The organism is Mesorhizobium sp. M1403 (genome assembly GCF_040317695.1).
Taxonomy (GTDB): Bacteria; Pseudomonadota; Alphaproteobacteria; order Rhizobiales; family Rhizobiaceae; genus Mesorhizobium.
Genome location: NZ_JAMYKY010000013.1, coordinates 42,357 through 68,620 on the forward strand (window position 1 = coordinate 42,357; position 26,264 = coordinate 68,620).

General features: G+C 62.4%; 27 protein-coding genes. 14 read left to right on the forward strand and 13 right to left on the reverse strand.

The genetic code is table 11. From position 1 onward, the window contains the following. The first annotated feature begins 3 nt into the window (after window positions 1–3). Together NKH01_RS20520 and NKH01_RS20525 are read left to right on the forward strand one after the other, a co-directional pair. A complete protein-coding gene (locus NKH01_RS20520) occupies window positions 4–543 on the forward strand; it encodes a hypothetical protein (RefSeq protein ID WP_353022180.1) in 540 nt (179 codons plus the stop codon). A 28-nt stretch (window positions 544–571) separates the two neighbouring features. Continuing rightward, a complete protein-coding gene (locus tag NKH01_RS20525) occupies window positions 572–991 on the forward strand; it encodes an MAPEG family protein (RefSeq protein ID WP_023717240.1) in 420 nt (139 codons plus the stop codon). A 12-nt stretch (window positions 992–1,003) separates the two neighbouring features. Here the strand turns inward: NKH01_RS20525 and rnd are convergent, their stop codons facing one another. Together rnd and NKH01_RS20535 are read right to left on the reverse strand one after the other, a co-directional pair. Then, window positions 1,004–2,155 (reverse strand): ribonuclease D, encoded by a 1,152-nt coding sequence (gene rnd, locus NKH01_RS20530; RefSeq protein WP_023717241.1) that lies wholly within the window; start codon window positions 2,153–2,155, stop codon window positions 1,004–1,006. 57 nt (window positions 2,156–2,212) lie between these two features. Continuing rightward, the gene (locus tag NKH01_RS20535) at window positions 2,213–3,475 is read right to left on the reverse strand and encodes an MFS transporter (protein ID WP_352845138.1); all 1,263 of its coding nucleotides are present in this window, start codon (window positions 3,473–3,475) and stop codon (window positions 2,213–2,215) included. A 281-nt stretch (window positions 3,476–3,756) separates the two neighbouring features. On the opposite strand from NKH01_RS20535, the gene NKH01_RS20540 reads away from it, so the two are divergent. The 4 genes from NKH01_RS20540 (at window position 3,757) to aspS (ending at window position 8,813) form a co-directional block, all read left to right on the forward strand. Continuing rightward, window positions 3,757–5,025: an ABC transporter substrate-binding protein gene (locus NKH01_RS20540; protein ID WP_353022098.1), complete on the forward strand. Its 1,269-nt coding sequence runs from the start codon at window positions 3,757–3,759 to the stop codon at window positions 5,023–5,025. Window positions 5,026–5,093: 68 nt separating this feature from the next. Then, window positions 5,094–5,966 (forward strand): carbohydrate ABC transporter permease, encoded by an 873-nt coding sequence (locus tag NKH01_RS20545; protein ID WP_353022181.1) that lies wholly within the window; start codon window positions 5,094–5,096, stop codon window positions 5,964–5,966. Window positions 5,967–5,985: 19 nt separating this feature from the next. Then, window positions 5,986–6,810, forward strand: coding sequence for a carbohydrate ABC transporter permease (locus NKH01_RS20550; protein ID WP_353022183.1), 825 nt, complete (start codon window positions 5,986–5,988; stop codon window positions 6,808–6,810). A gap of 212 nt (window positions 6,811–7,022) precedes the next feature. Then, entirely contained in the window at window positions 7,023–8,813 is a 1,791-nt protein-coding gene (gene aspS / locus NKH01_RS20555; protein ID WP_353022185.1) for an aspartate--tRNA ligase, read from the forward strand. Between the two features lie 75 nt (window positions 8,814–8,888). Here aspS and NKH01_RS20560 read toward each other — a convergent pair whose 3' ends face one another. Further along, window positions 8,889–10,082: an aq_1923 C-terminal domain gene (locus tag NKH01_RS20560; RefSeq protein WP_352587811.1), complete on the reverse strand. Its 1,194-nt coding sequence runs from the start codon at window positions 10,080–10,082 to the stop codon at window positions 8,889–8,891. A 367-nt stretch (window positions 10,083–10,449) separates the two neighbouring features. Here NKH01_RS20560 and parC point away from each other — a divergent pair, with 367 nt between their 5' ends. Beyond that, the gene (gene parC / locus NKH01_RS20565) at window positions 10,450–12,702 is read left to right on the forward strand and encodes a DNA topoisomerase IV subunit A (RefSeq protein ID WP_353022101.1); all 2,253 of its coding nucleotides are present in this window, start codon (window positions 10,450–10,452) and stop codon (window positions 12,700–12,702) included. 303 nt (window positions 12,703–13,005) lie between these two features. Next, a complete protein-coding gene (locus tag NKH01_RS20570) occupies window positions 13,006–14,226 on the forward strand; it encodes an AI-2E family transporter (RefSeq protein ID WP_353022104.1) in 1,221 nt (406 codons plus the stop codon). On the opposite strand, the gene NKH01_RS20575 is transcribed toward NKH01_RS20570, so the two are convergent. The 4 genes from NKH01_RS20575 to NKH01_RS20590 all read right to left on the reverse strand — a co-directional run bounded on the left by NKH01_RS20575 (window position 14,214) and on the right by NKH01_RS20590 (window position 16,816). Beyond that, window positions 14,214–15,110 (reverse strand): DMT family transporter, encoded by an 897-nt coding sequence (locus tag NKH01_RS20575; RefSeq protein ID WP_023717251.1) that lies wholly within the window; start codon window positions 15,108–15,110, stop codon window positions 14,214–14,216. The two genes, NKH01_RS20570 and NKH01_RS20575, sit on opposite strands and share 13 nt — an antisense overlap. A gap of 122 nt (window positions 15,111–15,232) precedes the next feature. Next, on the reverse strand, window positions 15,233–15,997 hold the full coding sequence (locus NKH01_RS20580; RefSeq protein ID WP_023717252.1) for an arginyltransferase: 765 nt from the start codon (window positions 15,995–15,997) through the stop codon (window positions 15,233–15,235). A 136-nt stretch (window positions 15,998–16,133) separates the two neighbouring features. Then, a complete protein-coding gene (locus NKH01_RS20585; protein WP_352789619.1) occupies window positions 16,134–16,604 on the reverse strand; it encodes an RDD family protein in 471 nt (156 codons plus the stop codon). Between the two features lie 26 nt (window positions 16,605–16,630). Beyond that, the gene (locus NKH01_RS20590; RefSeq protein ID WP_353022107.1) at window positions 16,631–16,816 is read right to left on the reverse strand and encodes a hypothetical protein; all 186 of its coding nucleotides are present in this window, start codon (window positions 16,814–16,816) and stop codon (window positions 16,631–16,633) included. On the opposite strand from NKH01_RS20590, the gene sthA reads away from it, so the two are divergent. After that, window positions 16,815–18,203 carry a Si-specific NAD(P)(+) transhydrogenase gene (gene sthA / locus NKH01_RS20595; protein WP_352845133.1) on the forward strand — a complete coding sequence of 463 codons (1,389 nt, stop codon included), beginning with the start codon at window positions 16,815–16,817 and terminating at the stop codon, window positions 18,201–18,203. The genes NKH01_RS20590 and sthA overlap by 2 nt on opposite strands. Before the next feature lie 9 nt (window positions 18,204–18,212). Here sthA and NKH01_RS20600 read toward each other — a convergent pair whose 3' ends face one another. Then, window positions 18,213–19,064: an alpha/beta hydrolase gene (locus NKH01_RS20600; RefSeq protein ID WP_353022109.1), complete on the reverse strand. Its 852-nt coding sequence runs from the start codon at window positions 19,062–19,064 to the stop codon at window positions 18,213–18,215. Window positions 19,065–19,092: 28 nt separating this feature from the next. Here NKH01_RS20600 and NKH01_RS20605 point away from each other — a divergent pair, with 28 nt between their 5' ends. Next, on the forward strand, window positions 19,093–20,268 hold the full coding sequence (locus tag NKH01_RS20605) for an OpgC family protein (RefSeq protein WP_352640052.1): 1,176 nt from the start codon (window positions 19,093–19,095) through the stop codon (window positions 20,266–20,268). Between the two features lie 24 nt (window positions 20,269–20,292). On the opposite strand, the gene NKH01_RS20610 is transcribed toward NKH01_RS20605, so the two are convergent. Continuing rightward, entirely contained in the window at window positions 20,293–21,375 is a 1,083-nt protein-coding gene (locus NKH01_RS20610; RefSeq protein WP_352640053.1) for a LacI family DNA-binding transcriptional regulator, read from the reverse strand. Window positions 21,376–21,539: 164 nt separating this feature from the next. Here NKH01_RS20610 and NKH01_RS20615 point away from each other — a divergent pair, with 164 nt between their 5' ends. After that, window positions 21,540–21,683, forward strand: coding sequence for a hypothetical protein (locus tag NKH01_RS20615; RefSeq protein ID WP_353022111.1), 144 nt, complete (start codon window positions 21,540–21,542; stop codon window positions 21,681–21,683). A 64-nt stretch (window positions 21,684–21,747) separates the two neighbouring features. Further along, window positions 21,748–21,891: a hypothetical protein gene (locus NKH01_RS20620; protein ID WP_353022113.1), complete on the forward strand. Its 144-nt coding sequence runs from the start codon at window positions 21,748–21,750 to the stop codon at window positions 21,889–21,891. A 51-nt stretch (window positions 21,892–21,942) separates the two neighbouring features. On the opposite strand, the gene NKH01_RS20625 is transcribed toward NKH01_RS20620, so the two are convergent. Both NKH01_RS20625 and NKH01_RS20630 read right to left on the reverse strand, forming a co-directional pair. Then, complete coding sequence (locus NKH01_RS20625; RefSeq protein ID WP_352845125.1) at window positions 21,943–22,314, reverse strand: DUF423 domain-containing protein; 372 nt, start codon at window positions 22,312–22,314, stop codon at window positions 21,943–21,945. Window positions 22,315–22,367: 53 nt separating this feature from the next. Beyond that, window positions 22,368–23,627: a multidrug efflux MFS transporter gene (locus NKH01_RS20630; protein ID WP_352495299.1), complete on the reverse strand. Its 1,260-nt coding sequence runs from the start codon at window positions 23,625–23,627 to the stop codon at window positions 22,368–22,370. Between the two features lie 180 nt (window positions 23,628–23,807). Here NKH01_RS20630 and NKH01_RS20635 point away from each other — a divergent pair, with 180 nt between their 5' ends. Both NKH01_RS20635 and NKH01_RS20640 read left to right on the forward strand, forming a co-directional pair. Further along, window positions 23,808–24,470: a GntR family transcriptional regulator gene (locus tag NKH01_RS20635; protein WP_023717262.1), complete on the forward strand. Its 663-nt coding sequence runs from the start codon at window positions 23,808–23,810 to the stop codon at window positions 24,468–24,470. 96 nt (window positions 24,471–24,566) lie between these two features. Next, window positions 24,567–24,824, forward strand: coding sequence for a DUF982 domain-containing protein (locus tag NKH01_RS20640; RefSeq protein ID WP_023674477.1), 258 nt, complete (start codon window positions 24,567–24,569; stop codon window positions 24,822–24,824). Between the two features lie 52 nt (window positions 24,825–24,876). On the opposite strand, the gene NKH01_RS20645 is transcribed toward NKH01_RS20640, so the two are convergent. Both NKH01_RS20645 and NKH01_RS20650 read right to left on the reverse strand, forming a co-directional pair. Continuing rightward, on the reverse strand, window positions 24,877–25,035 hold the full coding sequence (locus NKH01_RS20645) for a hypothetical protein (protein WP_292656176.1): 159 nt from the start codon (window positions 25,033–25,035) through the stop codon (window positions 24,877–24,879). Window positions 25,036–25,158: 123 nt separating this feature from the next. Beyond that, window positions 25,159–26,202 carry an aldo/keto reductase gene (locus NKH01_RS20650; RefSeq protein ID WP_023717264.1) on the reverse strand — a complete coding sequence of 348 codons (1,044 nt, stop codon included), beginning with the start codon at window positions 26,200–26,202 and terminating at the stop codon, window positions 25,159–25,161. Between the last annotated feature and the right edge of the window lie 62 nt (window positions 26,203–26,264).

A 26,264-nucleotide genomic window follows, 5' to 3' on the forward strand; every position in this document is an offset into this window, starting at 1 on the left:
GCGATGATCCTGCGGCTGTCGCGCCACGCCGCCGCACTCTGTTTCGCCACCGTGGCGATTTTCATCATCATGACGGCGATGGAGTTCCTCTATTTTCGCCAATTGAGCGGCGGTCTGCCCTCGCTCGACATGCGCTATGCCGGTTTCACTCCGGATGAGGGCATGGCCTGGCTGACGGCGCTCGGCCGGCGTGGCAGCGAGATCATTCTCGTCTGGCATTACCTGACCTTCGACCTGCTGTTTCCGGCGCTGCTGTCGCTGACGATGGTCAGCCTGATCCTGGCAACGGGCCGGCGGCTGAGGAATTTCCGTGAATTGCCTGCGCAAACCCAGTCGATATTCGCAGCTGTGCTGGTGCTGCCCTACACGCTCGCCGACTATGCCCAGAACATCGCCGTGGCTCGTCTTTTGTCCGATTTCCTGTCTGCCAATCCGGATTCGCTATCCTTTGCCTCGGCGCTGATCGTCACCAAATTCGCGCTTCTGGCGGTGCCGGTGACCGTCATTGCGGCTTTCACTCTGATGGCTCAGAAACGGCCTTGAAGGCTGGGTGACAACGACAGGGGGCGTCTTGAACCAGACCGCGATCTTCTGGCCGATGCTGGCGCAGGTGCTGCTGGTCTATATCGTCTATGTCGTAATGGGCCGGCGCCGCTATGGTGCGGTCAGGTCGGGCGAAGCCAAGACCGGCCAGTTCAAGACGCGCTCGACGGAGCCTGGTTCCAGCATCACCGTCGCCAACAATCTGAGCAACCAGTTCGAACTGCCGGTGCTTTTCTACGTCTTATGCCTGACGCTGCACGTGACCAATGGCGTCAATTATCTGACCTTGGCGCTGATGTGGATCTTTGTGGTCTCCCGCTATCTTCACGCATCGGTCCACTTGACCAGCAATCGGCTAATCCTGCGCAGCAGGGCATTCTACGTAGGCGCGGTAGTTCTCGCACTTGGCTGGATATGGCTGGCGCTGCATCTGCTCGGCTTGGTCTGAGCAAGCTCAAGCCTACAAATCGAACACCGCGATCTTGCGCTTGTCGAACCTGATCGCGAGTTCACCGCGCACCAGCCTGAGCGCGGCCTCGCCAAAGACGGCGCGCCGCCAGCCTTGCAATGCCGGCACATCGGCGTCCTCGCCCTCTGCAGCGATGCGATCGATGTCGTCACTGGAGGCGAGTACCTTCGATGCGACACCTTCCTTTTCGGCAACGATCCGCAGCAGCACCTTCAGCAACTCCGCCGCGGCGCTCGACCCCTCCGGCGGCTGGAAGCTCTTCGGCAGCTTCGGCATCTCTTCCCTGGGCAGCGCCAGGGCAGCGTTGACTGCGCCAAGCAGTGCCGTCGCCGTCGACGAGCGCTCCCAGCCCTTCGGCGTGGTACGCAGCTTGCTCAGCGCCGCCGTATCGCGCGGCGCCTGCTGCGCTACTTCGTAGATCGCATCGTCCTTGAGCACCCGGCCGCGGGGCACGTCGCGCTCGCGCGCTTCGCGTTCGCGCCAGGCGGCCACCGCCTGCACGATCGCCAGTTCCTGTGGCTTGCGCAGCCGCATCTTGAGCCGCTTCCAGGCATCCTCGGGATGCGGATCGTAGGTCTCGCGCGAGGTCAGCACGTCCATCTCCTCGTTCAGCCAGTGGGCGCGGTTTTCCCGCACCAACTCGGCGCTGAGGTGCTTGTAGACTTCGATCAGATGGGTGACGTCGGCGAGCGCGTAGTCGAGCTGCTTTTCGGACAGCGGACGATGGCGCCAGTCGGTGAAACGCGACGACTTGTCGAGCCGCGCGCCGGTGATGCGCTGCACCAGCTGGTCGTAGGAGACGCTGTCGCCGAAGCCGCAGACCATCGCCGCGACCTGGGTGTCGAACACCGGATGCGGCACCAGATCGCCGAGATGCACAATGATTTCGATGTCCTGTCGCGCCGCATGGAAGACTTTGACGATCGCCTCGTTGGCCATCAGCCTGAAGAACGGTTTCAGGTCGATGTCGGGCGACAGCGGATCGATCAGCGCCGTCACCCCGGGCGCTGCCATCTGGATCAGGCACAGGATCGGCCAGAAGGTCGTTTCGCGAATGAATTCAGTATCGACGGTGACGAATTCCGCCTTTTCGAAAGCGGCAATAACGGTCTCGAGTTCGTTCTGGGTGGTGATGACGTGCATCAAATCGCTTTTGGCAAGGGATAGGGTCTCTTTCAATTTCAGCCGCGCGCGCTTTCGTCAAGCGCAAGCACCTTTATCGGGCTTTGCGGGTTCATCGGGATCGGCATTCCGCTTCGCCAACCGGGCAAAAACCGTCGATGTGCGCAACAGCGCCGTAAAACGGCTGCGATGGCTCGCCGGCACAGCAGAGCGCGCCCGCATCCGGAAAAGGATGACCGCCACGAAGATCGCATAGACGGTGGCGCTGAACACGAACAGCGCGCTCGGCCCGAAATATTGCATCACCGTCGAGGCTGCGAAGGGGCCGCCAATGGCGCCGAAGGAATAAAACAGCATCAAGGCTGCGTTGATCAGCACAAACTCGCCCTTGTCGGCGCGGTCGTTGGAATGCGCCGCCGACAACGAATAGAGCGGCATGGCAAAGCAGCCGAAGATAAAGACGAGCAGGAAGTTGAGGAACGGGCTGCCGCCTGCCACGAACGCCAGCGCCAGTGCCGCCACCATCGCACAGCACGTCGTCATCAGCAGCACCGAGCGCCGGTCCCAGCGGTCGGAGAGATAGCCAAGCGGATATTGGATGATGGCGCCGCCGAAAATGCCGACGCTGACGAAGGTGACGACGTCGGCGACCGACATGCCGATCTGCTCGGCATAGACCGGCGACAGGGTGCGGAAGGCGCTGTTGGTCACGCCGACGGCGATGCAGCCGAAGCAGCCAAGCGGCGAGATGCGCCAGACGCGTGCCAAATCGAGTTTGACGTCTTCCGGCGGCGTCGGGTTGGAGCGGTCGCCGAGCGAAACCGGCACCAGCGACACGGTGATCATCATCGACATGATGGCGAAGATGGCAAAGCCGCCAGCGCCGAAGATCGGGATCAGGAATTGGGCGCCCGTCACCGAACCGATGTCGACCATGCGGTAAATGGCAAGCACCCGCGCCCGGTCGGTGTTGGTGACGCCGGAATTCAGCCAGGCTTCCATGATGGTGAACAGGCCGGCAAAGCAGAACCCGCCGGCAAAGCGCACGGCGCACCACATCACCGGATCGATGACCAGAACCAGCAGCAGCGTTCCCGCCGAGGCGATCGCCGCCAGCGCGGAAAAGGCGCGCACATGGCCGACGGACTTCATGATGCGGGTGACGGCAAGGCAGCCGAGCAAAAAGCCGGCGAAATAGAACGTGCCCATCAGACCGATAAAGGAAGCGGGAAAACCCTCCTGCGCACCACGCAGCGCAATCAAAGTGCTCTGCAGGCCGTTGCCGCCGAGCAGGATGCCGGCGGCGATCAGGAGCGGGATCAGCGGGCGGATGGAGGACATGAAGGAAAGCCTGTCGTTGATCCTTCTTGAACCATCGCCTTCGCCAATGCCAGCGGCAATTCCCGGAGGCGTTGGGGCCAGGCAGGGCCATAGGTTGCCTTGGGAACTTGCGCTACCGCGTCGCGCCGGATGCTCCGTGTTGGGAACCCAAGGCGTATCTTTGTAGTTCAGTGCTGGTGGGCGAATGCGCGTCTTGTGAGCTGCCGGTGTGCTGAGGACGGTGTCGGGCATCGACGTCCGTTTCTGCTGCTGCCTGAAGCTCCAAAGGGAGATCCGTCATCATGAAGTTTCATCCCGCATTTGCTGGATTTGCCGTGGCCGCAGTTCTGGCGGCCGGGCCGGCGCGGGCTGTCGACCTCGCCATGGTGTCGGGCGATACCGGCAACGGCCAGAGAATCCTTCGCGAGATACTCGATCAATACGAGAAGAAGACCGGCAACAAGGTTAGCGTGGTTCCGGTGCCGCCCTCGGGGACCGATCAGTTTAGTCAATACAGGCTCTGGCTTGCGGCTGGAAACAGCGACGTCGACGTCTATCAGACGGACGTCATCTGGGCTCCCCAGCTTGCAAAGCAGCTCGTCGACCTGACCGCGGCGACCAAGGATGTCGTCGGCGCTCATTTCCCATCGATCATCAAATCGCAGACCGTCGACGGCAAGCTCGTCGCCTTGCCGATATTCACCGACGCTCCGGCGCTCTATTACCGCAAGGATCTCCTCGACAAATACGGCGCCAAGGTCCCGACCAACTGGGCCGAGCTTGCCGATACTGCCAAGCTTGTCATGGACAAGGAACGCGAGGGCGGCAACAAGGACATGTGGGGCTTCGTTTTCCAGGGCAACGCCTATGAGGGACTGACCTGCGATGCACTCGAATGGGTGAAGTCGAACGGCGGTGGTCAGATCATCGAGCCGGACGGCACGATCTCCATCAATAACCCGCAAGCAGCCGCGGCGCTGGAAATGGCGAGGAGCTGGGTGGGAACCATCTCGCCTCCCGGCATTCTGGCCTATCAGGAAGAAGAGTCGCGCGGTGTCTGGCAGACCGGCAACGCCGTCTTCATGCGCAACTGGCCCTACGCCTATGCGCTTGGCAACAGCGAAAGCTCCCCCATCAAGGGCAAGTTCGAGGTGACGACGCTGCCGTCCGGGTCGGGTGAGGGCGCCCGCCCGGCAGCAACGCTTGGCGGCTGGAATCTTGCGGTTTCCAAATATTCGAAGAACCCGGCCGCAGCCGTCGAGCTGGTCAAATGGATCGCTTCGCCTCAGATGCAGAAGTACCGCGCCTTGAAGGGGGCATATCTGCCGACCATTCAGGCGCTCTATGACGATGCCGACATCGCCAGCGCCCAGCCGGTTATCCCGCGCTGGAAGGAAGTCGTCCTCAACGCGGTGCCGCGTCCCTCGGCTCAGGCCAAGACCAGGTACAATGAGGCATCGAGCGAGTTCTGGACCGCCGTCCACAACACCATGTCCGGCGAGGGCACGGCCGCCGACAACCTCGCCGATCTGGAGTTCTCCTTGACCAGGCTCAAGGGCACCGCCTGGTGACCTCGCCGTGCTCAGGCTCGCTGCTGGCGCGTCAGCGTGTGCGCTCGGCATGGCTGCTGCTTGCCCCGATGCTCATCGTGCTCGCCGCCGTTGCCGGCTGGCCGTTGATGCGCACGATCTATTTCGGCTTCACCGATGCCTCGCTCGCCGACCTGGAAGCCCGTCACTGGGTTGGCTTCGCCAATTATTTCTCCATCCTGCAAATGCCGAGCGGCCGCGTCATCTATGACGGGCTGCTCGCCGATCCGGTCTGGTGGCGCGCCGTCTGGAATACGGTGCGCTTCGCGGTGATTTCGGTAACCTGCGAGACGGTGCTCGGCATGATCGTCGCGCTGGTGCTCAACACCAAGTTTCGCGGCCGCGGCATCGTGCGCGCCGCGATTCTAATCCCTTGGGCCATCCCGACGATCGTCTCGGCGAAAATGTGGCAGTGGATGCTCAACGACCAGTTCGGCATCATCAACGACGTCCTTCTCAAGCTCGGCCTGATCGGCACCAAGATCGCCTGGACGGCTAGCGCCGACACGGCCATGGTCGCCATCCTCATTGTCGACATCTGGAAGGCGACCCCGTTCATGGCGCTTCTCATTCTCGCCGGCCTCCAGATGCTTCCACAAGAAATGTACGAGGTCGCCAAGCTCGACGGCGTCGGCGCGTGGAAAGTTTTCTGGAAGATCACCTTGCCGCTCATCCGGCCGGCGTTGATGGTGGCCATGATCTTCCGCGGTCTCGATGCGCTGCGCATCTTCGACCTGATCTACGTGCTCACGCCAAACAACATCCACACCAAGTCGATGTCGGTGTTTGCCCGCGAGAGCCTGTTTGAGTTCGACAAGTTTGCCTACGGCTCCGCCGCCTCGACGCTGCTCTTCCTCATCCTCGCTCTGCTGACCATGCTCGTTCTGTGGCTCGGCCGGATAAGACTGGACAAGGACTATTGATCATGTGGGGCTGCTGACCATGTGGATCGTCAAGCGCACGGCTTTCTACCTCCTCGTCGCCGTTATTGTCGTCGTCGCGGTATTCCCGTTTTACTACGCCATCGTCACCAGCCTGAAATCAGGGACGGCGCTCTTCCAGATCGACTATTGGCCGAAGACGATCACCTTCAGCAATTACCAGACCGTTTTCACCGAGGGGACCTTCCTGCGTAACCTCGTGAACTCGCTGGTCATCTCGAGCGCCGTTGTCGTCATTTCGCTGTTCCTCGGCGTCACCGCCGCCTATGCCCTGGCGCGCATCCGCTTCCGCGGCCGCTCGGTTCTGCTCCTCATTATCCTGTCCGTCTCTATGTTCCCGCAATTGGCGGTGCTTGCCGGGCTTTTCGAGCTGATCCGGGCCTTCGGCCTCTACAATTCGCCGTTCGCGCTGATCTTGTCCTACATGATCTTCACCTTGCCGTTCACCGTCTGGGTGCTCACCGCCTTCGTTCGCGACCTGCCGATCGAGCTGGAGGAAGCGGCGATCCTCGACGGCGCCACGCCCTGGATCATCATCAGCCGCGTTTTCCTGCCGCTGATGTGGCCGGCGCTGGCGACCACCGGGCTTCTCGCCTTCATCGGTGCGTGGAACGAATTTCTGTTCGCGCTTACGTTTACCTCCAATAACGAGCAGCGAACCGTGCCGGTCGCCATCGCGCTGCTCTCCGGCAGCTCGCAGTTCGAGATCCCGTGGGGCAACATCATGGCCGCATCGGTGATCGTCACCGTGCCGCTCGTCATCCTCGTCCTGATCTTCCAGCGCAAGATCATCTCCGGCCTCACCGCAGGCGGGGTCAAGGGATGAGGTGCATAATTGAACTGCTGGACAGAGCAGCGAACTCGGATTAACGCCTCTGGCATAAATTGATGCCGGTGGGACAGGGGCGGGAAGAACGCGAACTCGTCCCGGGCGCCGCTTGCCTTGACAAATGCACACTCTCATGTGCTTTTCGCGCAAATTTTCAGGCCGGGCCATCGTGCTTTGGCCGCAACCAACATCCGGACCTAGCAATGACAATGCATCGTTACCGCAGCCATACCTGTGCCCAGTTGAGAAAGAGCGACGTCGGCTCCGCCGTTCGCCTGTCGGGCTGGGTGCATCGCGTGCGCGACCATGGCGGCCTGCTGTTCATCGATTTGCGCGACCATTACGGCCTGACGCAGATCGTCGCCGATCCGGATTCGCCCGCCTTCAAGATTGCCGAGACCCTGCGCGGCGAATGGGTCGTCCGCGTCGACGGCGAGGTCAAGGCGCGCCTCGCCGACACCGTGAACCCTAATTTGCCGACCGGCGAGATCGAGATTTTCGCGCGCGAGATCGAGGTTCTGTCGGCGGCCAGGGAATTGCCGCTGCCGGTCTTCGGCGAGCCGGATTATCCGGAGGACATCCGCCTCAAATACCGCTTTCTCGATCTGCGGCGCGACACGCTGCACAAGAACATCGTCGCGCGGACGAAAATCATCGCCGAGATGCGCAAGCTGATGGGCGAGGTCGGCTTCACCGAATTCTCGACGCCGATCCTGACCGCCTCGTCGCCGGAAGGGGCGCGCGACTTTCTGGTGCCGTCGCGCATTCACCCCGGCACTTTCTACGCGCTGCCGCAGGCCCCCCAGCAGTACAAGCAGCTGATCATGGTGTCCGGCTTCGACCGCTATTTCCAGATTGCGCCGTGCTTTCGCGACGAGGACCCGCGCGCCGACCGTCTGCCGGGTGAATTCTACCAGCTCGACGTTGAGATGAGCTTCGTCGAGCAGGAGGACGTGTTCACCACCATGGAGCCGGTGATGCGGGGCGTGTTCGAGACCTTTGCCGCCGGCAAGCCGGTGACGCAGAAGTTTCCGCGCATCGCCTATGATGTCGCCATGCGCAAATACGGCACCGACAAGCCGGACCTGCGCAACCCGATCGAGATGCAAGCCGTCTCCGATCATTTTCGCGATTCCGGCTTCAAGGTATTTGCCAACATCCTTGCCAACGATCCGAAGGCCGAGGTCTGGGCCATTCCGGCCAAGACCGGCGGTTCGCGCGCCTTCTGCGACCGCATGAACTCATGGGCGCAAGGCGAGGGCCAGCCCGGCCTCGGCTACATCTTCTGGCGCAAGGAGGGCGAGAAGCTTGAAGGCGCCGGGCCGCTGGCCAAGAACATCGGCGAGGAGCGCACCGAGGCGATTCGCCTCCAGCTCGGCCTCGCCGATGGCGATGCCGCTTTCTTCGTCGCCGGCGACCCGAAGAAATTCGTCTCCTTCGCGGGTGCGGCGCGCACCCGCGCCGGCGAGGAGCTCAACCTTGTCGACCGTGATCGCTTCGAATTGTGCTGGATTGTCGACTTCCCGTTCTTCGAATGGAACGAGGAGGAGAAGAAGATCGACTTCGCGCACAATCCGTTCTCGATGCCGCAAGGTGGCATCGATGCGCTTAACGGCGAGGATCTGCTCGGCATCAAGGCGTTCCAGTACGACATGGTCTGCAACGGTTTCGAGATCGCCTCAGGCGGCATTCGCAACCATCTGCCGGAAACCATGGTCAAGGCGTTCGAAACGGTCGGGCTGGACCGCGCAACCGTCGAGGAACGCTTCGGCGGCCTTTACCGTGCCTTCCAGTATGGCGCGCCGCCGCATGGCGGCATGGCGGCCGGCATCGACCGTGTCGTCATGCTTCTGGTCGGCGCCAGGAACCTGCGCGAAGTGACCATGTTCCCGATGAACCAGCAGGCCTACGACCTGTTGATGAACGCACCGTCGGAAGCCAGCCCGCAGCAGCTTCGCGAATTGTCGCTGCGCGTCGTGGCGACGAAGAAAGAGGTTTAGGAAACGCTCCGAACAAGTCCTGTGGATTCATAAAAAAGCCCGGCATCGCTGCCGGGCTTTTGCTTGGAAGCTCGGTCAGTCTTCGTTCGCCGTAACCGTCACGCCGAGCGTCTTCGGCAGGTCGAGCGGGTTGGACATGGCGCCCGCCATGATCAGCGCGAACGGCACCGCTGCCGGCGGCTCGGCCGAGACCTCGATGCTTTGCGGATCGTCGAGGAACTTGTTGACCGCGGCCGAAACCTGCGCCGTCAGTTCCGGATTGTTGAGCTGCGCCATGCCGAAGGGCACGATCGCCTTGGCCTGGTTGGCGATGTCCTTGCCGGACATGCCTTGCTGCTTGCCGGCATAATCGAGCACCTTCTTGGTCAGCGAATCGTCGTCGAAGCGGATCGAGGCGCTGTTGAACGATAGCTGCTGCAGCAGCCCGAGCATGGCCATGCCTTGCGCCGAATTGTCGGCGCCTTCGGGCTGCGCTGCCATCTTCTTCTGCATGTCCTGCATCGATTTGATGACATCCAGCGTGTAGCCGCCGAGATTGAAGGTCATGCCGAGCGTGCCGGCATTGTCGACCGAAATTTCGTATTTCGACAAATCCATCTTGCCGTCGGTAGGCTGCCAGGTGCCTTCCATCTCAAGATTGCCCGATATGTTTTGGTAGCCGAGCGCGTTGATGACTTCCTTGGACTTCGGATCTTCGACCAGCGTCAGGTCGGCAGTGAACTTTTCCGTGGTGCCGGAGAACGCCATGGCCTTGCCGTCGGCCGGCGGCGTGATTGCGATGGCAAGCCCGTCCATCGAGAAGGCAGTCTTGTCGGCGACCTTGACGGTCATGTTGTCGAGCTCGGCCGATTTGTAGATCATCAGCGAGCCCAGCGGGCCGCTTGCGCCTTCGGCCGGAACCGTCATGTCGTGGATGACGAAGGGGCTGAGATTGAGCGTGACGCCATCTTCGCTGTGTTCGAACGGCGAAGTCGATACGGTCGCGATTTGATAGCCGCCATTGGCTTCGGTCACGCCTTCGAGCTTGACGTCGCCGATCTTGAGCGCCTCCTTTTCGGCCGCCGGTTTGACCGCTACGCCTTGCAGAACCATGCTGGAGGTGTCGCCGGTTACTCCGGTCCAGGAGAGGTCGACGCCCTGGGCGGCGAGGGCAGCCTTCAGCCGGTCGGCAACCGCGGTATCCTGCGCGAACGCCGCATTCAGCGGCAGCGTCAGCAAAAAGGTCGAAAAAGCCAGTCTTTTAATAAGTGTCGAGTGTCTGATCGTCATCGAGAGCTCCCCTGAGAGTGTCCTGAAATTCTTTTCAAATCGTCGCGTCGTCACCATTCAGCGACGAACTGGACCGGAAAAAGGCGGGCCTCGGCACAATGGTCGAAAATCGCGGCCAAAGGCAAACCCGATCCATCAGGCTTGCGATAGAAGCCGGATGTAACGGATTGATGTTGGCCGGCGTCGCGACGCTTCCAATTCCTGTTGCACAATGCAGGTCGCGCAAAAGTGTGCAGCGGTTTTGCGCGACATGGATCAAAACAAGGACCTAAAGCGGGCGCATAAGGCCGGTCGAACGCGACGCGCTTTAAGAGGACGTATGCCGGCGCCTCTTGCCGCGAATCACCCGCTCGGCTAGTGCCAGCCCATGGGAAAAAGGCTTTTGCCGCCTGAAACTGGCGGCGGCGACAATATCGAGCCGGTCGATCTGAAGAAGGCGCTGGAAGAGCGCTATCTCGCCTACGCGCTGTCGACCATCATGCACCGGGCGCTGCCGGACGTGCGCGACGGGTTGAAGCCGGTGCATCGCCGCATAATGCATGCCATGCGCTTGTTGCGGCTCAACCCCGACCAGGGCTTTGCCAAATGCGCCCGCATCGTCGGCGAGGTGATGGGCAAGTTCCATCCACATGGCGACCAGTCGATCTACGACGCATTGGTGCGGTTGGCGCAGGATTTTTCGATGCGCTACCCGCTGGTCGACGGGCAGGGCAATTTCGGCAATATCGACGGCGATAACGCCGCCGCCATGCGCTACACCGAAGCGCGCATGACCGACGTGTCGACGCTGCTGCTGGAAGGCATCACCGAGAACGCGGTCGATTTCCGCCCGACCTACAACGAGGAAGACGAGGAGCCGGCCGTGCTGCCCGGCGCCTTCCCGAACCTGCTTGCCAACGGCTCGTCCGGCATCGCCGTCGGCATGGCGACCTCGATCCCGCCGCACAATGCGGCCGAGCTTTGCGACGCCGCGCTTCACCTGATCGATCATCCGGATGCGCCCGTCACCAAGCTGATGGACTTCGTGCAAGGTCCGGATTTCCCGACCGGCGGCATCATCGTCGACAGCCGAGCCTCGATCCTCGAAGCCTACGAAACGGGTCGCGGCGGCTTTCGCGTCAGGGCGAAATGGAGCCAGGAGGACCAGGGCAGGGGCACCTGGAACATAGTCGTCACCGAGATCCCCTACGGCGTCCAGAAGGCCAGGCTGATCGAAAAGATCGCCGAGCTCTTGATTGCGCGCAAGCTTCCGTTGCTCGAGGATATCCGCGACGAGAGCGCCGAGGACATCCGCGTCGTGCTGGTGCCGAAGAGCCGCTCGGTCGATCCCGGCATCATGATGGAATCGCTGTTCAAGCTGACCGAGCTCGAAAGCCGCTTTCCGCTCAACATGAACGTGTTGTCGCGCGGCAAGGTGCCGAACGTGCTGTCGCTGAAAGGCGTGCTCAAGGAGTGGCTTGAGCACCGCCGCGACGTCTTGATCCGCCGCTCCAAGCACCGTCTCGGCGAGATCGAGAGGCGGCTGGAGATCCTCGCCGGCTATCTGATCGCCTACCTCAACATCGACGAGGTGATCAGGATCATCCGCGAGGAGGACGAGCCCAAGCAGGTGATGATGGCCCGCTGGTCACTCACCGACACCCAGGCCGAAGCCATCCTCAACATGCGGCTGAGGGCGCTGCGCAAGCTCGAGGAATTCGAGATTCGTGAGGAATTCAACGGCCTGACCGGCGAGAAGAAGCAGATCGAGGCGCTACTTGCGTCCGACGCCAAGCAGTGGGCGACGATCAAGTGGGAAGTCGCCAATGTTCGCCAGAAATATGGGCCCGAGACCGAGATCGGCAAGCGCCGGACCGAGTTCGCAGATGCACCCGAACATGACCTGACCGATATCGCCCACGCCATGATCGAGCGCGAGCCGGTCACCGTCGTCGTATCGGAAAAGGGCTGGCTGAGGGCCATGAAAGGTCATCTGACCGATCACTCGGCCCTGACCTTCAAGGAAGGCGACAGCCTCAAGCTCGCCTTCCATGCCCAGACGACCGACAAGGTGCTGGTCTTCACCACCGGCGGCAAGTTCTACACGATCGGCGCCGACCGGCTGCCGGGTGGGCGTGGCCATGGTGAGCCGATCCGCATCATCGTCGACATGGACAACGACCAGGATATCGTCACCGCCTTCGTCCATGATCCCAAGCGCAAGCTGCTGCTGGTTTCGCATGACGGCAACGGTTTCATCGTGCAGGAAGAGGAGGTCGTCGCCAACACCCGCAAGGGCAAGCAGGTGATGAATGTCAAGGCGCCCGACGAGGCCCAGCGCTGCGTGACTGTCGCCGGCGACCATCTCGCCATTGTCGGCGAGAACCGCAAGATGCTGGTGTTCCCGCTGGCCGAGATCCCGGAGATGGGACGCGGCAAGGGCGTGCGCCTGCAGAAATACAAGGATGGCGGTGTCCTCGACCTCAAGACCTTCACGCTCGCAAGCGGCCTGTCCTGGCAGGATTCGGCAGATCGCACCTTCACCAAATCGCGTGACGAGCTTGCCGAATGGATCGGCGCCCGCGCCTCGGCCGGCCGCATGGTGCCAAAGGGCTTTCCGCGCACGGGCAAGTTCGGGTAGGCGCGCGAAGGAGCATGACCTTTCGGGGGGCGGTCAGGCGAGGTGGTGAAAGGGAATTCGTGTTTTCGTGCCCGGCGGCGCATTTTGTTCTTGCTTTGTGCCGGCAGCTATGCCACTAATTTCGCTATGGTGCTGATTCGCACCGACGACCCGCCTGCCAAGGCGGGTTTTTTGTTTCGGGCTCCTTTCGACCAAATTGGAATGCCGTCACGATTGCTGCACTATATCAGTGCATAAGCTTCGCCATGGGAAATCGCGGGGATAACGCATCTGGACGACACGGGGCGTTGGGGAGGTAGTCGCTTGAAGGAGGTCAGGATACAGAAGCCGGAGCGGCAGCAGCGCCTGTTTGGCCTGTCGACGCCGCTCAGGGCCGCTGTCATTCCGCCGCTGTCGGCGGCGCGCTGGCTCCTGGTGCTGATCGTCGCCGCCGGCGTTTATTTCTTCCACGGCTTCCTGTTCCCGGTCCTTGCCGCCCTGGTGATCGCTTTCGCCAGCTGGCCGCTCTATCGGCGGCTGCTCGCCGGCGTCGGCGGCAACCGCACGATCGCCGCGACGCTTGCGATCCTGTTCATCCTGACCTTCCTGGTGGTGCCGATCGCGCTTGCCGGCACCTACGCCATCAACGAGGTGCGCGAATGGGTCGGCTGGGCGATCGAGACCAACCGCTATGGCGCGCCGACGCCGCACTGGATCGCCACGCTGCCTGTGGTAGGCGAATGGTTCAATGAACAATGGACGGTCAACGTTGGCCATCCAGGCGGTATCGGCGAACTGATCCAGCTGATCAGCGGCGCCAATATCGGCAGCATCTATCGCGGCGTGCTTGCCGCCGGCGGCAGCGCCTTCGGCCTTTTGCTGACGCTGCTGTTCATGATGATCGCGCTGTTCTTCGCCTATCGCGACGGCGAGCATTTCGCCGGGCAGGTCGATTGCCTCGGCGAACGCATCCTGCCGGCCAGATGGGAACGGATCTCACGCGTGGTGCCGGCGACGATCTCCTCGACCGTCACCGGCATGACGGTTATCGCCATCGGCGAAGGGCTGGTGCTGGGCATCGCTTACTGGTTGGCCGGCGTGCCGTCGCCGGTGACGCTCGGCGCACTGACCGGCATCATGGCGCTGATCCCCGGCGGCGCGCCGCTGTCGTTCACGCTGGTCTCGATTTATCTCGCCGCCAGCGGCTCGCCGATGGCCGGCCTGGCGCTGTTCATCTGGGGCGCCGTCGAACTCTTCGTCGTCGACAAGACATTGCGCCCGAAGCTGGTTGGCGGGCCGATAAAGCTGCCCTTCCTGCCGACTTTCTTCGGCCTGATCGGCGGCGTCAAGACAATGGGCTTTCTCGGCCTGTTCATCGGCCCGGTGCTGATGGCCCTGCTGGTCGCGATCTGGCGCGAATGGCTGCGCGAGGTGGAGCTGACCGATGAACTCGCTGCCGCCGAACCGGCGGAGCAGGAAGATGCACCGCCGCAGATCGAAATTGTCGCCGAACGCGCCGCCGCGAAAAAGAATCAGGCCGGGTGACTGACGGCGAGCGTGGCGCGGCGCTTACGCCCCTCGTGCAACTGCCAGAGCGAATGGCCGATCAAGGTGACGATGAGGATCGTGCCGCCGATCAGGCTGTTGCGCGACGGGGTCTCGGCGAAGATCATCCACACCCAGACCGGCGCCAGCACGGTTTCTAACAGGTAGAACATCGCCACTTCCGGCCCGGAAATGTATTTCGGACCGTTGGCGAGGCAGAAGAACGAGATCGGCATGATGACGGCGCCGTTGAAGACGATCCACCACGGTGCGTTGACGTGAAAACCCACCTTGGAAACCATCAGGGCGGCGATGGCCAGTGGCAGCACGACTCCGATCAGCGCGGTGAAGCCCATATCCTTGCCGCTGGCGCGCGAGATGGTGATGGCCGCGGCGATCATGAAGGCGGAGCATAGTGCCATCAGGTCGCCGAAGAGATGCCCGGTTCCGACGGAATCACCGACAATCATCACGACGCCGGCGATCATCAATGCCAGCGCTGCGACCGTCAGGGGCTGTGGCCTCTCCTTCAGGAATAGCCACGACAAAAGGGCCGCGAACATGGTGGTGAAGGCCAGGATGAAAACGAGGTTGGCGGTCGAGGTGTTGTAGACGCCGGTGATGAAGGCGATCGAGCCGAGTCCGTAGAGGGCGGCAACGATGAGCCCTGACCAGCCCGGGATAAGCTGCGGTGCCTTTGCGCTCAGCGAGCGCCAGATGGCCCAGATGACGAGCGTGGCGACGAAGGTCGTGCCGGTGCGCAAGAGCAGGATCGTCCATGCCTCGCCGTCGGCGAGCCGGATCAGCGGAATGTCGACGGTCAGCGTCAACCCGCCGATGGCGGTGATCAGAAGGCCTCTCTGGTGGTCGTTGTGGGAAGACATGCAGCAATTCTCGCGATAGGCTTGGAGGCGCAAAATTGACCCGCCCGGTCTTCCGCCGATCGGCCGGAAGCCCAGCGGCATCCTCCTCGAAACAATTTAAGGGTGAATACCGAAAGCGGAAATCAGCGCGAAACCGCTTCGTGATTGTAGCGTTCCCAGCCTTTCGGGCCGAGATGCTCCTGCGGCTGGAAGCGCATCTTATAATTCATCTTGCGCGAGCCGTTGACCCAGTAGCCCAGGTAGACATGGGGCAGGCCCATCGCCCTGGCGCGGGCGATGTGGTCGAGGATCATGAAGGTGCCGAGGGAACGGTCCTCGAAATCCGGGTTGAAGTAGGAATAGACCATCGACAGGCCATCGGCCATCTTGTCGGTGAGCGCCACGGCGATCAGTTCGCCCTGACCCTTGCCGGTGATGAAGCTGTCAGGTCCGCGGCGACGGTATTCGATGACCTTGGTGTCGACATGGGTATCCTCGACCATCATGGCGTAGTCGAGCACGGTCATATCGGACATGCCGCCACGGCGGTGGCGGGCGTCGAGATAGCTGCGGAACAGCGAATACTGCTCGGTGGAGGGTTCGGCGTCGTGCATGGCGCCGACCAGATCCGAATTATGCTGTATGACGCGTTTCATGTTGCGGCTGGCGGTGAACTCCTGCGCCAGGATGCGCACCGACACGCAGGCGCGGCAGGTCTCGCAAGCCGGCCTGTAGGCGATGTTCTGCGACCGCCTGAACCCGCCCTGCGTCAACAGATCGTTCATCTCGGGGGCCTTGTCGCCGACCAGGTGGGTGAACACCTTGCGCTCGAACTGGCCCTCGAGATAGGGACACGGCGAGGGCGCGGTCAGAAAGAACTGTGGCGACTGGGTCGGGTGCTGCGTCATCGAGCCTTGGAAACACTCCTGCGAATCGCTCTACCTTTGGCGCGGACGCCGAAAAATTCAACAGGATTGTGAAAGCCTGTGTGAATGGACGTCTTCACTTTTGTGCGCAAAGGCTGCGGCCGCGCTTCAAAGCCGCTCAGCGGCCGCTGCGGCTGACGACCGTGCCGAGCAGCAGGTCGTGCAGCGTGCGCTTGCGGTCGGAAAACAGGCTCACCAGCAGGACCAGCGGCGAGAGGATGACATTGCCGGCCCAAAACAACACCGAATGGACGACGGCAGTCAACCCGTCGATGCGGCTGCCGTCGAGCCGGTCGAGCCGGATGCCCATCATCTTCATGCCGGCGGTGGCCTGATCTTTACTGCCGAGCGTGTTCCAGATGTAGAGGATGGCGACGGCCGGCACGAGAATGGAAAACAGCATCCAGCCGAGGCCGAGCGTCAACAGCCCAAACAAGAACACCAGGATCGCGAAAGGAATGGTGAGCAGCGCGACGATGAAATAATCGATGACGAAGGCGAGAATGCGCCGCGTGCGCACGCCCTCATAGGCGCGGACGTCTTCGAGCCTGCTGGTGATGATTTCGCCGTCGAGAACGCGAGCGTTCATGTCATTTCCTCGTAATCGAACCCGGGTTAATGCACGGGCCGCGTATTGATGAAATGGTGAAGGTTCGCGGTGGAATCAAGATCGAACCATTCGCCGCCGTAGATGGTGACGGAGTGCCCGGCCGCCGTCTGACTTGTTGAATTCATGGCGCGGATAGCGTTAGCTTGCTGCGGCGCAACAAAAGGTGCCGAGCCGAGGGGATGGGGCGACATGGACTACGACATGCTGGTCATCGGCAGCGGCCCATCCGGGCGCCGCGCCGCGGTGCAGTCGGCCAAGCTCGGCAAGTCGGTGCTGGTGGTCGACAGAGGTCGTCGTCTTGGCGGCGTGTCGGTACACACTGGCACCATACCGTCGAAGACGTTGCGCGAGACGGTGCTCAACCTCTCGGGCTGGCGTGAGCGCGGCTTTTATGGACGCGGCTACCGGGTCAAGCAGGACATTTCGGTCGGCGATCTGGTCGAGCGCCTGCACAAGACGCTCGACCACGAGGTCGAGGTGCTGCAGCACCAGTTCATGCGCAACACGGTCAAGAGCGCTCGCGCCGCGGTAAAATTCCTTGGCCCCAACAAGGTCAGCCTGACCACCGACACCGGCGACTACAGCGAGGTTGGCTTCGCCCATGCGCTGATCGCGGTCGGCACACGGCCGCACCGGCCGCGCGACGTGCCGTTCGACAAGACACGGATATTCGACAGTGACGAGATGCTGGAGCTCGACCGGCTGCCGCGCACGCTGACGGTGATCGGCGCCGGCGTCATCGGCGTCGAATATGCGACGATCTTTTCGGCGCTCGACGTGCCGGTGACGCTGGTCGAGCCGCGCAATACCATATTGGATTTCGTCGACCGCGAGATCGTCGACGACTTCATCCATCAGATGCGCGACCGCGGCATGACCATCCGCTTAGGCAGCGCCGTCAAGGAGATCGCCTCCAAACCCGATTATGCCGAGGTGATGCTGGCAGACGGCCGCACCATACGTTCCGAGATGGTGCTTTATGCTGCCGGGCGTACCGGCAATGTCGGCAGCCTGGGCTTGGAAGCGGTCGGCATCGAGTCCGATTCCAGAGGCCGCATCAAGGTCGATCCGCAGACCTTCCAGACCAGCGCGTCCAACATCTATGCCGCCGGCGACGTCATCGGTTTTCCGAGCCTGGCCTCGACCTCGATGGAGCAGGGCAGGGTGGCCGCTTGCCACGCGTTTGGCGTGCCGTTGCCGCCGCCGCCCGAAACCTTTCCCTACGGCATCTACGCCGTGCCGGAAATCTCCACCGTCGGCCAGTCGGAGGAGCAGGTGCGCGAGAGTGGTGCTGCCTACGAGGTCGGCGTGGCGCGGTTTCGCGAGACATCGCGCGGCCACATCATGGGCGTCAATACCGGCTTCCTGAAGCTTCTGTTCTCGATCGAAACACGCCGTCTGCTCGGCGCCCATATCGTCGGCGAGGGCGCGACCGAACTCATCCACATTGGCCAGGCGGTCATCAATCTCGGCGGCACCGTCGACTTCTTCGTCAACAACACCTTCAACTATCCGACGCTGGCCGAAGCCTACAAGATCGCCGGGCTGGACGCCTGGAACCGCATGGGGCGAGGATAGCTTCGAGGCTCATCGATCTGACGTTGCAACGGCGACCGCAGGATCCGCCAGCCATTGCCTGACGATCTCGGCGTCCGGATCGCCGATTTCATGGCCGGAGGCAATGGTGTGGGTCTCGACCTTGGCGCCATGCGAACTCAGCAGGGCGGCCAACACCGGCGCGAATGGCGCATAGGTCAGGTCGGCGGCGCCGGCGATGATCAACGCCCGCGCCTTCGACAGGTCGGCCGGCGGCACCTCGTCAAGCACCGGCATCGGACGCAGCAATGCGGCGCGCTCGATCAGGCCCGGATGCAGCAGCATGACGCTTGAGACCAGATTGGCGCCGTTCGAATAACCGACAAAGGTCGCGCGGCTGAGATCGAAGCGGTGGCGCTTCGCGATGCCGTCGACAAAGCCCGCGAATGCGTCCGCCTCCGCACGGATGCTCGTCTGTTCGAAACGCGTCGGGGTGATTCGTGTGAACCAGCGGAACCCGCCCTCCTGAGGGATGCGGCCACGGACCGCAACCAGCGCCGCATGCGGCGCGATTTGCCGACCAAGCGGCAGCAAGGTCGTCTCATCGACTCCCGATCCATGCTGCAGGAACAGCCAGTCACCGGGTAAATTGGCGGGTCGATGGAGCCGGTAGAAAAAGCCTGAATTTTCCTGCAAAATACCGTCTTCGAGGCTCTCCTCGGCCATAGTCACATCCTTTTGATTTCGCGTTACTTTCGTTAATTTGCCGGCTTCAAAACGAAATATTTTCAAGCTCCGCGAAAGTTGATTGAACCGGGCGCATTTCAGTCCGTTTCTTTGCCGATATAATCCCCTCGCGGGAGGGATCGAAGCAGTGTGCGCCGGGTGGTCGCATGCCGGCATGAACAACCAGCTTTAAGGCCTTTTATCGATGACCATGCCAGTTTCGCCGGAACGCGATACGCGTATTGACGTGTTCCGGGCTCTCGCCCTCCTGACCATATTCATCGACCATGTGCCGGGCACCGTTTTCGAAACCCTGACCTACAAGAATTTCGGGTTTTCGGATGCGGCCGAGGCCTTCGTGCTGATCTCCGGCATGTCCGTCGCTCTCGCCTACGGCACCAAATTCCAGCCGGGAAACCGGCTGATTGCAACGCTGAAAATGTGGCGCCGCGCCGGCGTGCTCTATGTCACCCACATCGTCACGACGATGGTGGTCATGGCTATCTTCTGCGCGGCGGCGGTGTTTGCGAAACGGCCGGACCTTCTGACGCTGATCAACATCGAGCCGCTCGTCAGAAACCCGCCACAAGTCCTGGTCGGCATCGTCACGCTCGGCCATCAGCTCGGTTACAACAACATACTGCCGGTCTATGCAGCGCTGCTGTTGATGGCGCCGGCCTTCCTGCTGTTCATCAGCTATCGGCCACTGGCGGCGCTTGCCGTATCCGCAGCCCTTTGGCTGCTTGCCGGAATCTACCAGATCGCGCCACCGAACTACCCGGAGCCCGGGTTCTGGTTCCTCAATCCGCTGTCATGGCAATTGCTGTTCAATATCGGCATGGCCAGCGTGTTGCATGTGCGGCGCGGCGGCACCATCCCGGTCAATCGCTGGCTGGTCGGCGCCGCCGCCGCCTATGTGCTCACGGCGCTCGTCTGGGTGCACAGCCCGCTGTGGGGGCATGTGTCATGGCTCGACCTGCCGGTGGTGCTGACCGGTTTCGACAAGACATTCCTGTCGTTGCCGCGACTGCTGCACATCCTGGCGATGAGCTACCTGGTCGTCGCCTTGCCTTCCGTCTCGAACCTGTTCCGCACCGGTCGTGACAATCCGCTCGCCATATTGGGCAAACGCTCGTTGCCGGTTTTCATTGCCGGAACGGTGATTGCCATGGCGGCGCAAGTGATGAAGCTGATCAACCCGGGCGGCATTGCCTATGACAGTCTGCTGCTCGCCGCCGGCATCGCCATGCAGTTCGCGCTCGCCTTCTATCTGGAGTGGCTGTCTGCCATCGGCTGGTCCGGAAAGGGCAAGCCGGTCCGCAACGAGGCGGCCCGCTCGTCCTTTGAAATTGGGCCGATGGCCGCGCAAGCGAACCGATAAACCTGGACGCTCGATCTGCCGGCCTCAAGCTATGCTCGGCGGCGGTCCGGACGATGCCCTGACGACAAGTTCGACGTCGAGCGTTTCTCGCCGCACCGTGCCGTCGAAGTCGAGGATTCTTCGCGCTGCCCGGCGGCCGATCTCGGCGATCGGCTGGGCGATGGTGGTGAGCGGAGGCTCGCAAATTGCGGCTTCAGGCACGCCGTCGAAGCCGACGACGGAAACATCGCGGGGAACCGCGATGCCCCGTGCGTTGAGCCATTCCAATGCCACCATTGCGATCCGGTCCGACATCGCCAGGATGGCGGTCGGCGGTTCCGCCGAGGCGAAGATGGTTTCGAGACCAGCCCTTGTGCTCGCCTTGTCGTTTTCGGTCTCGTAGACCGGCACCTTGGCGGTGTCGACACCGAACCTGGAAAGCTCTTCGAAATAGCCGAGGAGGCGGTCACGGGTTCCGGTATACGACGCTGTCCGGACCTGCTCGGGCGAGACAAGACCGGTGCTGTCGTCGGCGAAGGCCAGCGACAACACGGCGAAGCGGCGATGTCCAAGTACCGCCAGATGGTGCGCCGCGAGCCGGCCGCCGGCAACATTGTCGATACTGATCGCCGAGACCGTGTCGTCCTGCGAGCCGAACTCGAGCGCAACGAAGGGCAGCTTTCGTTCGCGCGTCAGCTCGACGAGGCGCGGACCGCCCTCGATGCAGAACAGGATGAAGCCGTCGACCAGGGCGCTCTGGATGTTCCAGGCAAGTTTTTCCTCGTTGCCAGCTGACACCAGGGCAATTCCCGCGCCGGTGGCGTCGCATGCCTCCGAGATGCCGGCCATCATCACGCGAGCAAAGGGGTCGTCAAAGAAATAGGACAGCGGCTCGGTGGTGGCGACGCCGATCGCATTGACCTTGCCGGCACGCAGCAGGCGGCCCTTTGGATCGGGGCCGGCATAGCCCAGCGCCTCGGCCGCCGCCTTGACCCGCTCGCGGACTTCCTCGCGCACGATTTCGGGACGGCTGAAGACATTGGAGGCAGTGCCGTGTGATACGCCCGCGGCTTTGGCGATGTCGGCCAGCCGGATGGGCCTCCTGCTGCCTTCGGTGAGTGATGCCATTTGTTTGTCTCCGGGACTCCGGTCCAACAGTATCGCCAATTACCTAACACCTTCCTTGGATCGATTCAAATTTTTGCTTGACATTTATGGTGCGGCGCGTATTCTTTGAATCGATCCAAGCGCGCTTTCGTCCGCAGGTTGGATCGATACAAGAGGAGAGTGCCATGCACCCCGTCAATTATCTGTTCGAGGACATTTACCAGAACGACTGGAGCATCCGCTCCAGCGCGGAGGCCCGGAAGCGGCGCGACAGGACCGGTCCGTGGATTCGCGACCTGCGTTTCCTGACGCGACGCAAGCGGAGCTGATCGGCAGCGTATTTTTTGCGCATGCTGCTTGGATCGATTCAAATAAGCTAGAGGAGATTAAGCCATGCACCCGATCAAGCATCTGTTCGAAGACATCTATCGCAATCATTGGGGCATCTCGCCGGCCACCGAACGGCCGGAGCGACGGCGTGTGGTCAAGACCACCAAACGCGACGGCCAAGTCCGGCCCGAACGTCCGCGAGACTGAGCTGGCAAGACAGAGCTCGTGGATCGAGGGCGGCCGCCATTGGTTGCCGCATCAATGGCGGCGCGGACGCACCAGCGCCGAGGCGGCCATCACCAGCCAGCCGCCGATCAGCAAGGTGCCGCCGATCGGCGCCGACATCGGGAACAGCCGCGAGCCAAGGAAGTCGCGAGCGAGGAGATCTCCCGAGAACAGCAGAAGCCCGACGAGGAGGATGAGGCTTCCGCTTCGCAGGATGATATTTCCTCCGAGCAGCCCGACGACAAGGAAGACCGGCGCATGCATGAGCAGGAAGGACGCGGCCGTGCCGACGAAAGCGCCGCCGAGATGTGCCGACGCCGCCGAAAGCACCACGCCGGTTGCGCCGCATAGGCCGCCGGCAAATATCAGAATGCGGCCGCCTGCCGCGTGTTCATCCGTGCTCATTTCCACGCCTCCGTAATTGCTGGCGACCGCCTGAGATAGCGCTGCGAACCGTGTCAGGATTTGCCGGCTTCCGCCAGCATGTCGCGTTCGCGGCGCGACTGGACCAGCCAGTTATAGGCCGCTCCGCCTGCCATCAGCACGGATGTGCCGAGAAACACCGCGCGCATGCCGAAATGGCCACCAACGAAGCCGCCGAGCAGCGGTCCGGCGACCTGACCGACATATTGCGCCGAGATCGACAAGCCCAGCACATTACCGCCGACGCCGTCGGGCACATTGTGGCGGATGACGCTGGTGATGCAGGGCAAAAGACCGCCAAGCGCCACGCCCATCAGGAAACGCAGGCCGACGAGCTGCCAGCCTTGCGTGACGAAGGCCTGCGGGATCAGGAGCAGCGCCGAGACTGCGAGCGCGGCAACGATGACGTTCCAGTGGCCGATACGGTCGGCGAGCTTGCCGAGCCGCGACGCCGACAGGATGGCGCCGAGCGCTGCCGCCGACATGACGATGCCGGAGACCAGCGTGACCTGGCTCGGATCTTCGATGAGCTGCTGGACATAGACGGTGATGATCGGCTCGATCGACATGGTGGCGAAACTCAACAGCGTCCCGGTCGCCAGCATGGCGACGACGGGGCGCTTGTCGGGAATTTGCGACCAGCCGCCTTTCGCCTTTTCTTCTGACGCGGCCTTGGCGGCAACCGGGCGAGGGGCCTCCTTGATCAGCAAGGTGGTTGCCAGAAAGGCCAGGAAAATGACGCCGCCGGCGAGCAGGAATGTGGCGCGGATGCCAATCAGCGGCGGCAGCGCGCCGCCGAGCAGCGGGCCGACCAGGGCACCGGCCGTGATTCCGGCCGACAGCACGCCCAGCGCCCAGCCGGAGCGATCCTTCGGCGTCTGCATGGCAACCAGGATGGTCGAGCCCGAAGAATAGCCGCCGGCAAAGCCGATCAGCAGGCGCAAGAACACCAATTGCCAGACAGTCTGCACCATGCCGGTCAGCGACATGCACAGCGCCATGCCGAAACTGGCGCGCACCAGCATCAGTTTGCGGCCGTAGCGGTCGCCTAACCGCCCCCACAGGGGTGCGACCAGCGCGGCAGCAAGGAAAGTGGCGCCGTAGGCGATGCCCGACCACTGCACGATCGCCGCATGGCCCTCGGCGCCCAGCTGTTCGACGTAGAGCGGCAGGAACGGCAACAGCAGCGTCATCGCTGCGAGTGTGCTGAACGAGCCGGCAAAACACACGGCGAGATTGCGACGCCAGTGGACGTTGTGCGTGCCTTGCACGGCGAGGGTGGCGTCTTGCGGCATGTCCTGTCCTGTCCGGCCATCTCGTATGAGAACTTGCTGTGGATACCATTTTGGGATACCAAACTGGTATCCGTCATGGACGCAAGGCTGGTCGCTGTCAATGCGGTCCCTGCAAAGTGATCGCCAGTAATGGCCGGTGAACAGAAGGCCAATGAACCGGCTCCAACAAACGGAACGCCAATGTCGCAGATGCAGAACGTCGAAAAGCAGCTTCGCGAGATGATCCTCGGGCTCGAGATCGGTCCCGGCGAGCGGCTGACGGAGCGCTGGGTCGAAAGCCGCTTCGGCGCCTCGCGCACGCCGGTCAGGGCGGCGTTGCTGCGGCTCGAGACCGAAGGCCTGATCTGCCGCGACGGCCGCGGCTGGACGGTCTCGCCCATCAATCTTGCCGAGCTGGAGCAGATCGCCGTCTATCGCGAGGCGGTCGAGGTCGCGGCAGTCAGGCTGACTTGTGCCTTGCAGGACAGGGGTGCCGTCGAAATCATCGAGGCGATGCTCGATTCCTGCGACGACCAGACGCCGCGCGAGGAATGGCATCGTGTCGGCATGGATTTTCATATCGAGCTGGCGCGCCTGTCAGGCAACGAGTTCCTGTTCAGAGCGGTTCGTGATGCGATGACGCGCCTGTCGCGCGCCCGCTGGCTCGAGGTTCGCGACGAGGCAGCGCTTGGCCGTGCCTGGGCCGAACACCATGACATTCTGTCGGCGGTGCGGGCCGGCGATGCCGACGGGGCCGCCTGCCTGCTTTCATCTCATATCGACGGCAGCCGCGACCGGCTGGTGACGTCGTTGCGCAACGACCGGCGCGGCCTGCGCGCCAGGGGATTTGCCGTCGTCGCTTGAGTGAGGATCGGCGGCCATTGATCACGAAAAAGGCAGATGAGCGAAGAAAGCTACTTTCGGTCTCGCTTCGCAAATGCCGATGGCGTAAGAGCGGCGATGGAAAACAACCGATTTGACACACCCGTGACCGTCAAGGGCGCGGCGGGAAGCAATCAGCTCTTGCGTACGGCCCGCGAGGCTTCCGACTACCTCCTCAACAATTGGCCCGGCAAGCGCAGCCCCAAGCACCGCGAAGCGCTGCAAGCCTGTCATGATGCGCTTGCCGGCGACAAGCCGGCCATGAACGCAAGACGGGCCTTCATTGCCGCCGCCCGCGAAGTGAACGTCTTCGTCAGCGACAAGGCGCCGGCCTGAGGCATAGCGGGGACTTGATCGAGACCCGGGCCGCCTGACAGGCCTGATATCATCACTCGGCCGTTTCGGTGTTGGTTTGGGACTCGCTTTCGCCCTCGGGCTTCGAGCGCTCCTTGGCCGCGACCTTGGCAGCCTGCTTTTCCGCCTTCTTGGCAGCCTTCTGCCGGTCGCGTTCCTTGCGTTCCTGACCGTAGTTCGGTGCTCGTGCCATATCGTTTCCTTTCATTGTGCTTGGCCTTTGCCTAGGAGCATTGGGCCACAAACACAACACCGCAAGGCACGATCGGCTCCATATCTCGTCGCAGTCCGGGGAGCCCCGCTTCAGGGCGTTTTTTCAGGCGCCGTCCCGGTCGAGGACGAGATCGGCGGGCCCGAACCGGTCCTTTGCCGTGAATTGCTGGTGCCAGTAGGGATAGAGCACGGGCGGCCTGCTGACCACGTCGAGGCGTGTGCGCTCCTCATCGCCGAGCACCAGGCTTGCAGCAGCGATATTGTCCTTGAAATGCGCTTCGGTTCGTCCGCCGATCACCAGCGAACTGACGGCGGGCCGGCCAAGCAACCAGGCAAGCGCCACCTGCGCTGCCGACACGCCGTGGTTCTTGCCGATATCGATCAGCACGTCGACGATCCGCCACAGCCGGTCCTCGTCGCGGATCGGCGGTTCCGACCAGCCGCTGAGCTGGCGGGCGGTCGGCTGGTCACGGTGATATTTGCCGGACAGCAATCCGCCGGCGAGCGGGCTCCAGACCAGCACGCCGAGCCCCTGGTCGACCGAGATCGGCAACAATTCATACTCGGCCTCGCGGGCTTCCAGCGTGTAGTGGATCTGCTGGGTGACGAAGCGCGGCTGGTGATGACGGTCACTGATACCGAGCCCCTTCATCACCTGCCAGCCGGAATAATTGGAACAGCCGACATAGCGGACCTTGCCCTGCGCGACCAGCGTGTCGAGCGCGGCGATGGTTTCCTCGAGCGGTGTCAGGCCATCCCACTCGTGCAGGAAATAGATGTCGATGACATCGGTCCTGAGGCGCTTCAGGCTCCTCTCGCATTCGCGGATCAGATGATAGCGCGACAGGCCTTCATCATTGGGGCCTTTGCCGATCCGCATGCGCGCCTTGGAGGCGATCAACACGTCGCCCTTGCGCTTGCCGCCGAGCGCCTCGCCGATGATCTCCTCTGACACCCCGTTCGAATAAACGTTGGCGGTGTCGATGACGTTGATGCCGGCATCGATGCAAAGGTCGATCATCCGGCGCGCCTCGTCGAGGTCGGTCTTGCCGACCGCCGAAAACGCGCCGCCGCCGCCGAACGTCATGGTGCCCATGGTCAGCGTCGAAACCTTCAGCCCGGAACGGCCGAGAGTGCGGTATTCCATGTCGTATCCTCATGATTTTATCGGGAAAGGGCGTTTCAAACGACAGCCCTGAATGAACCGGG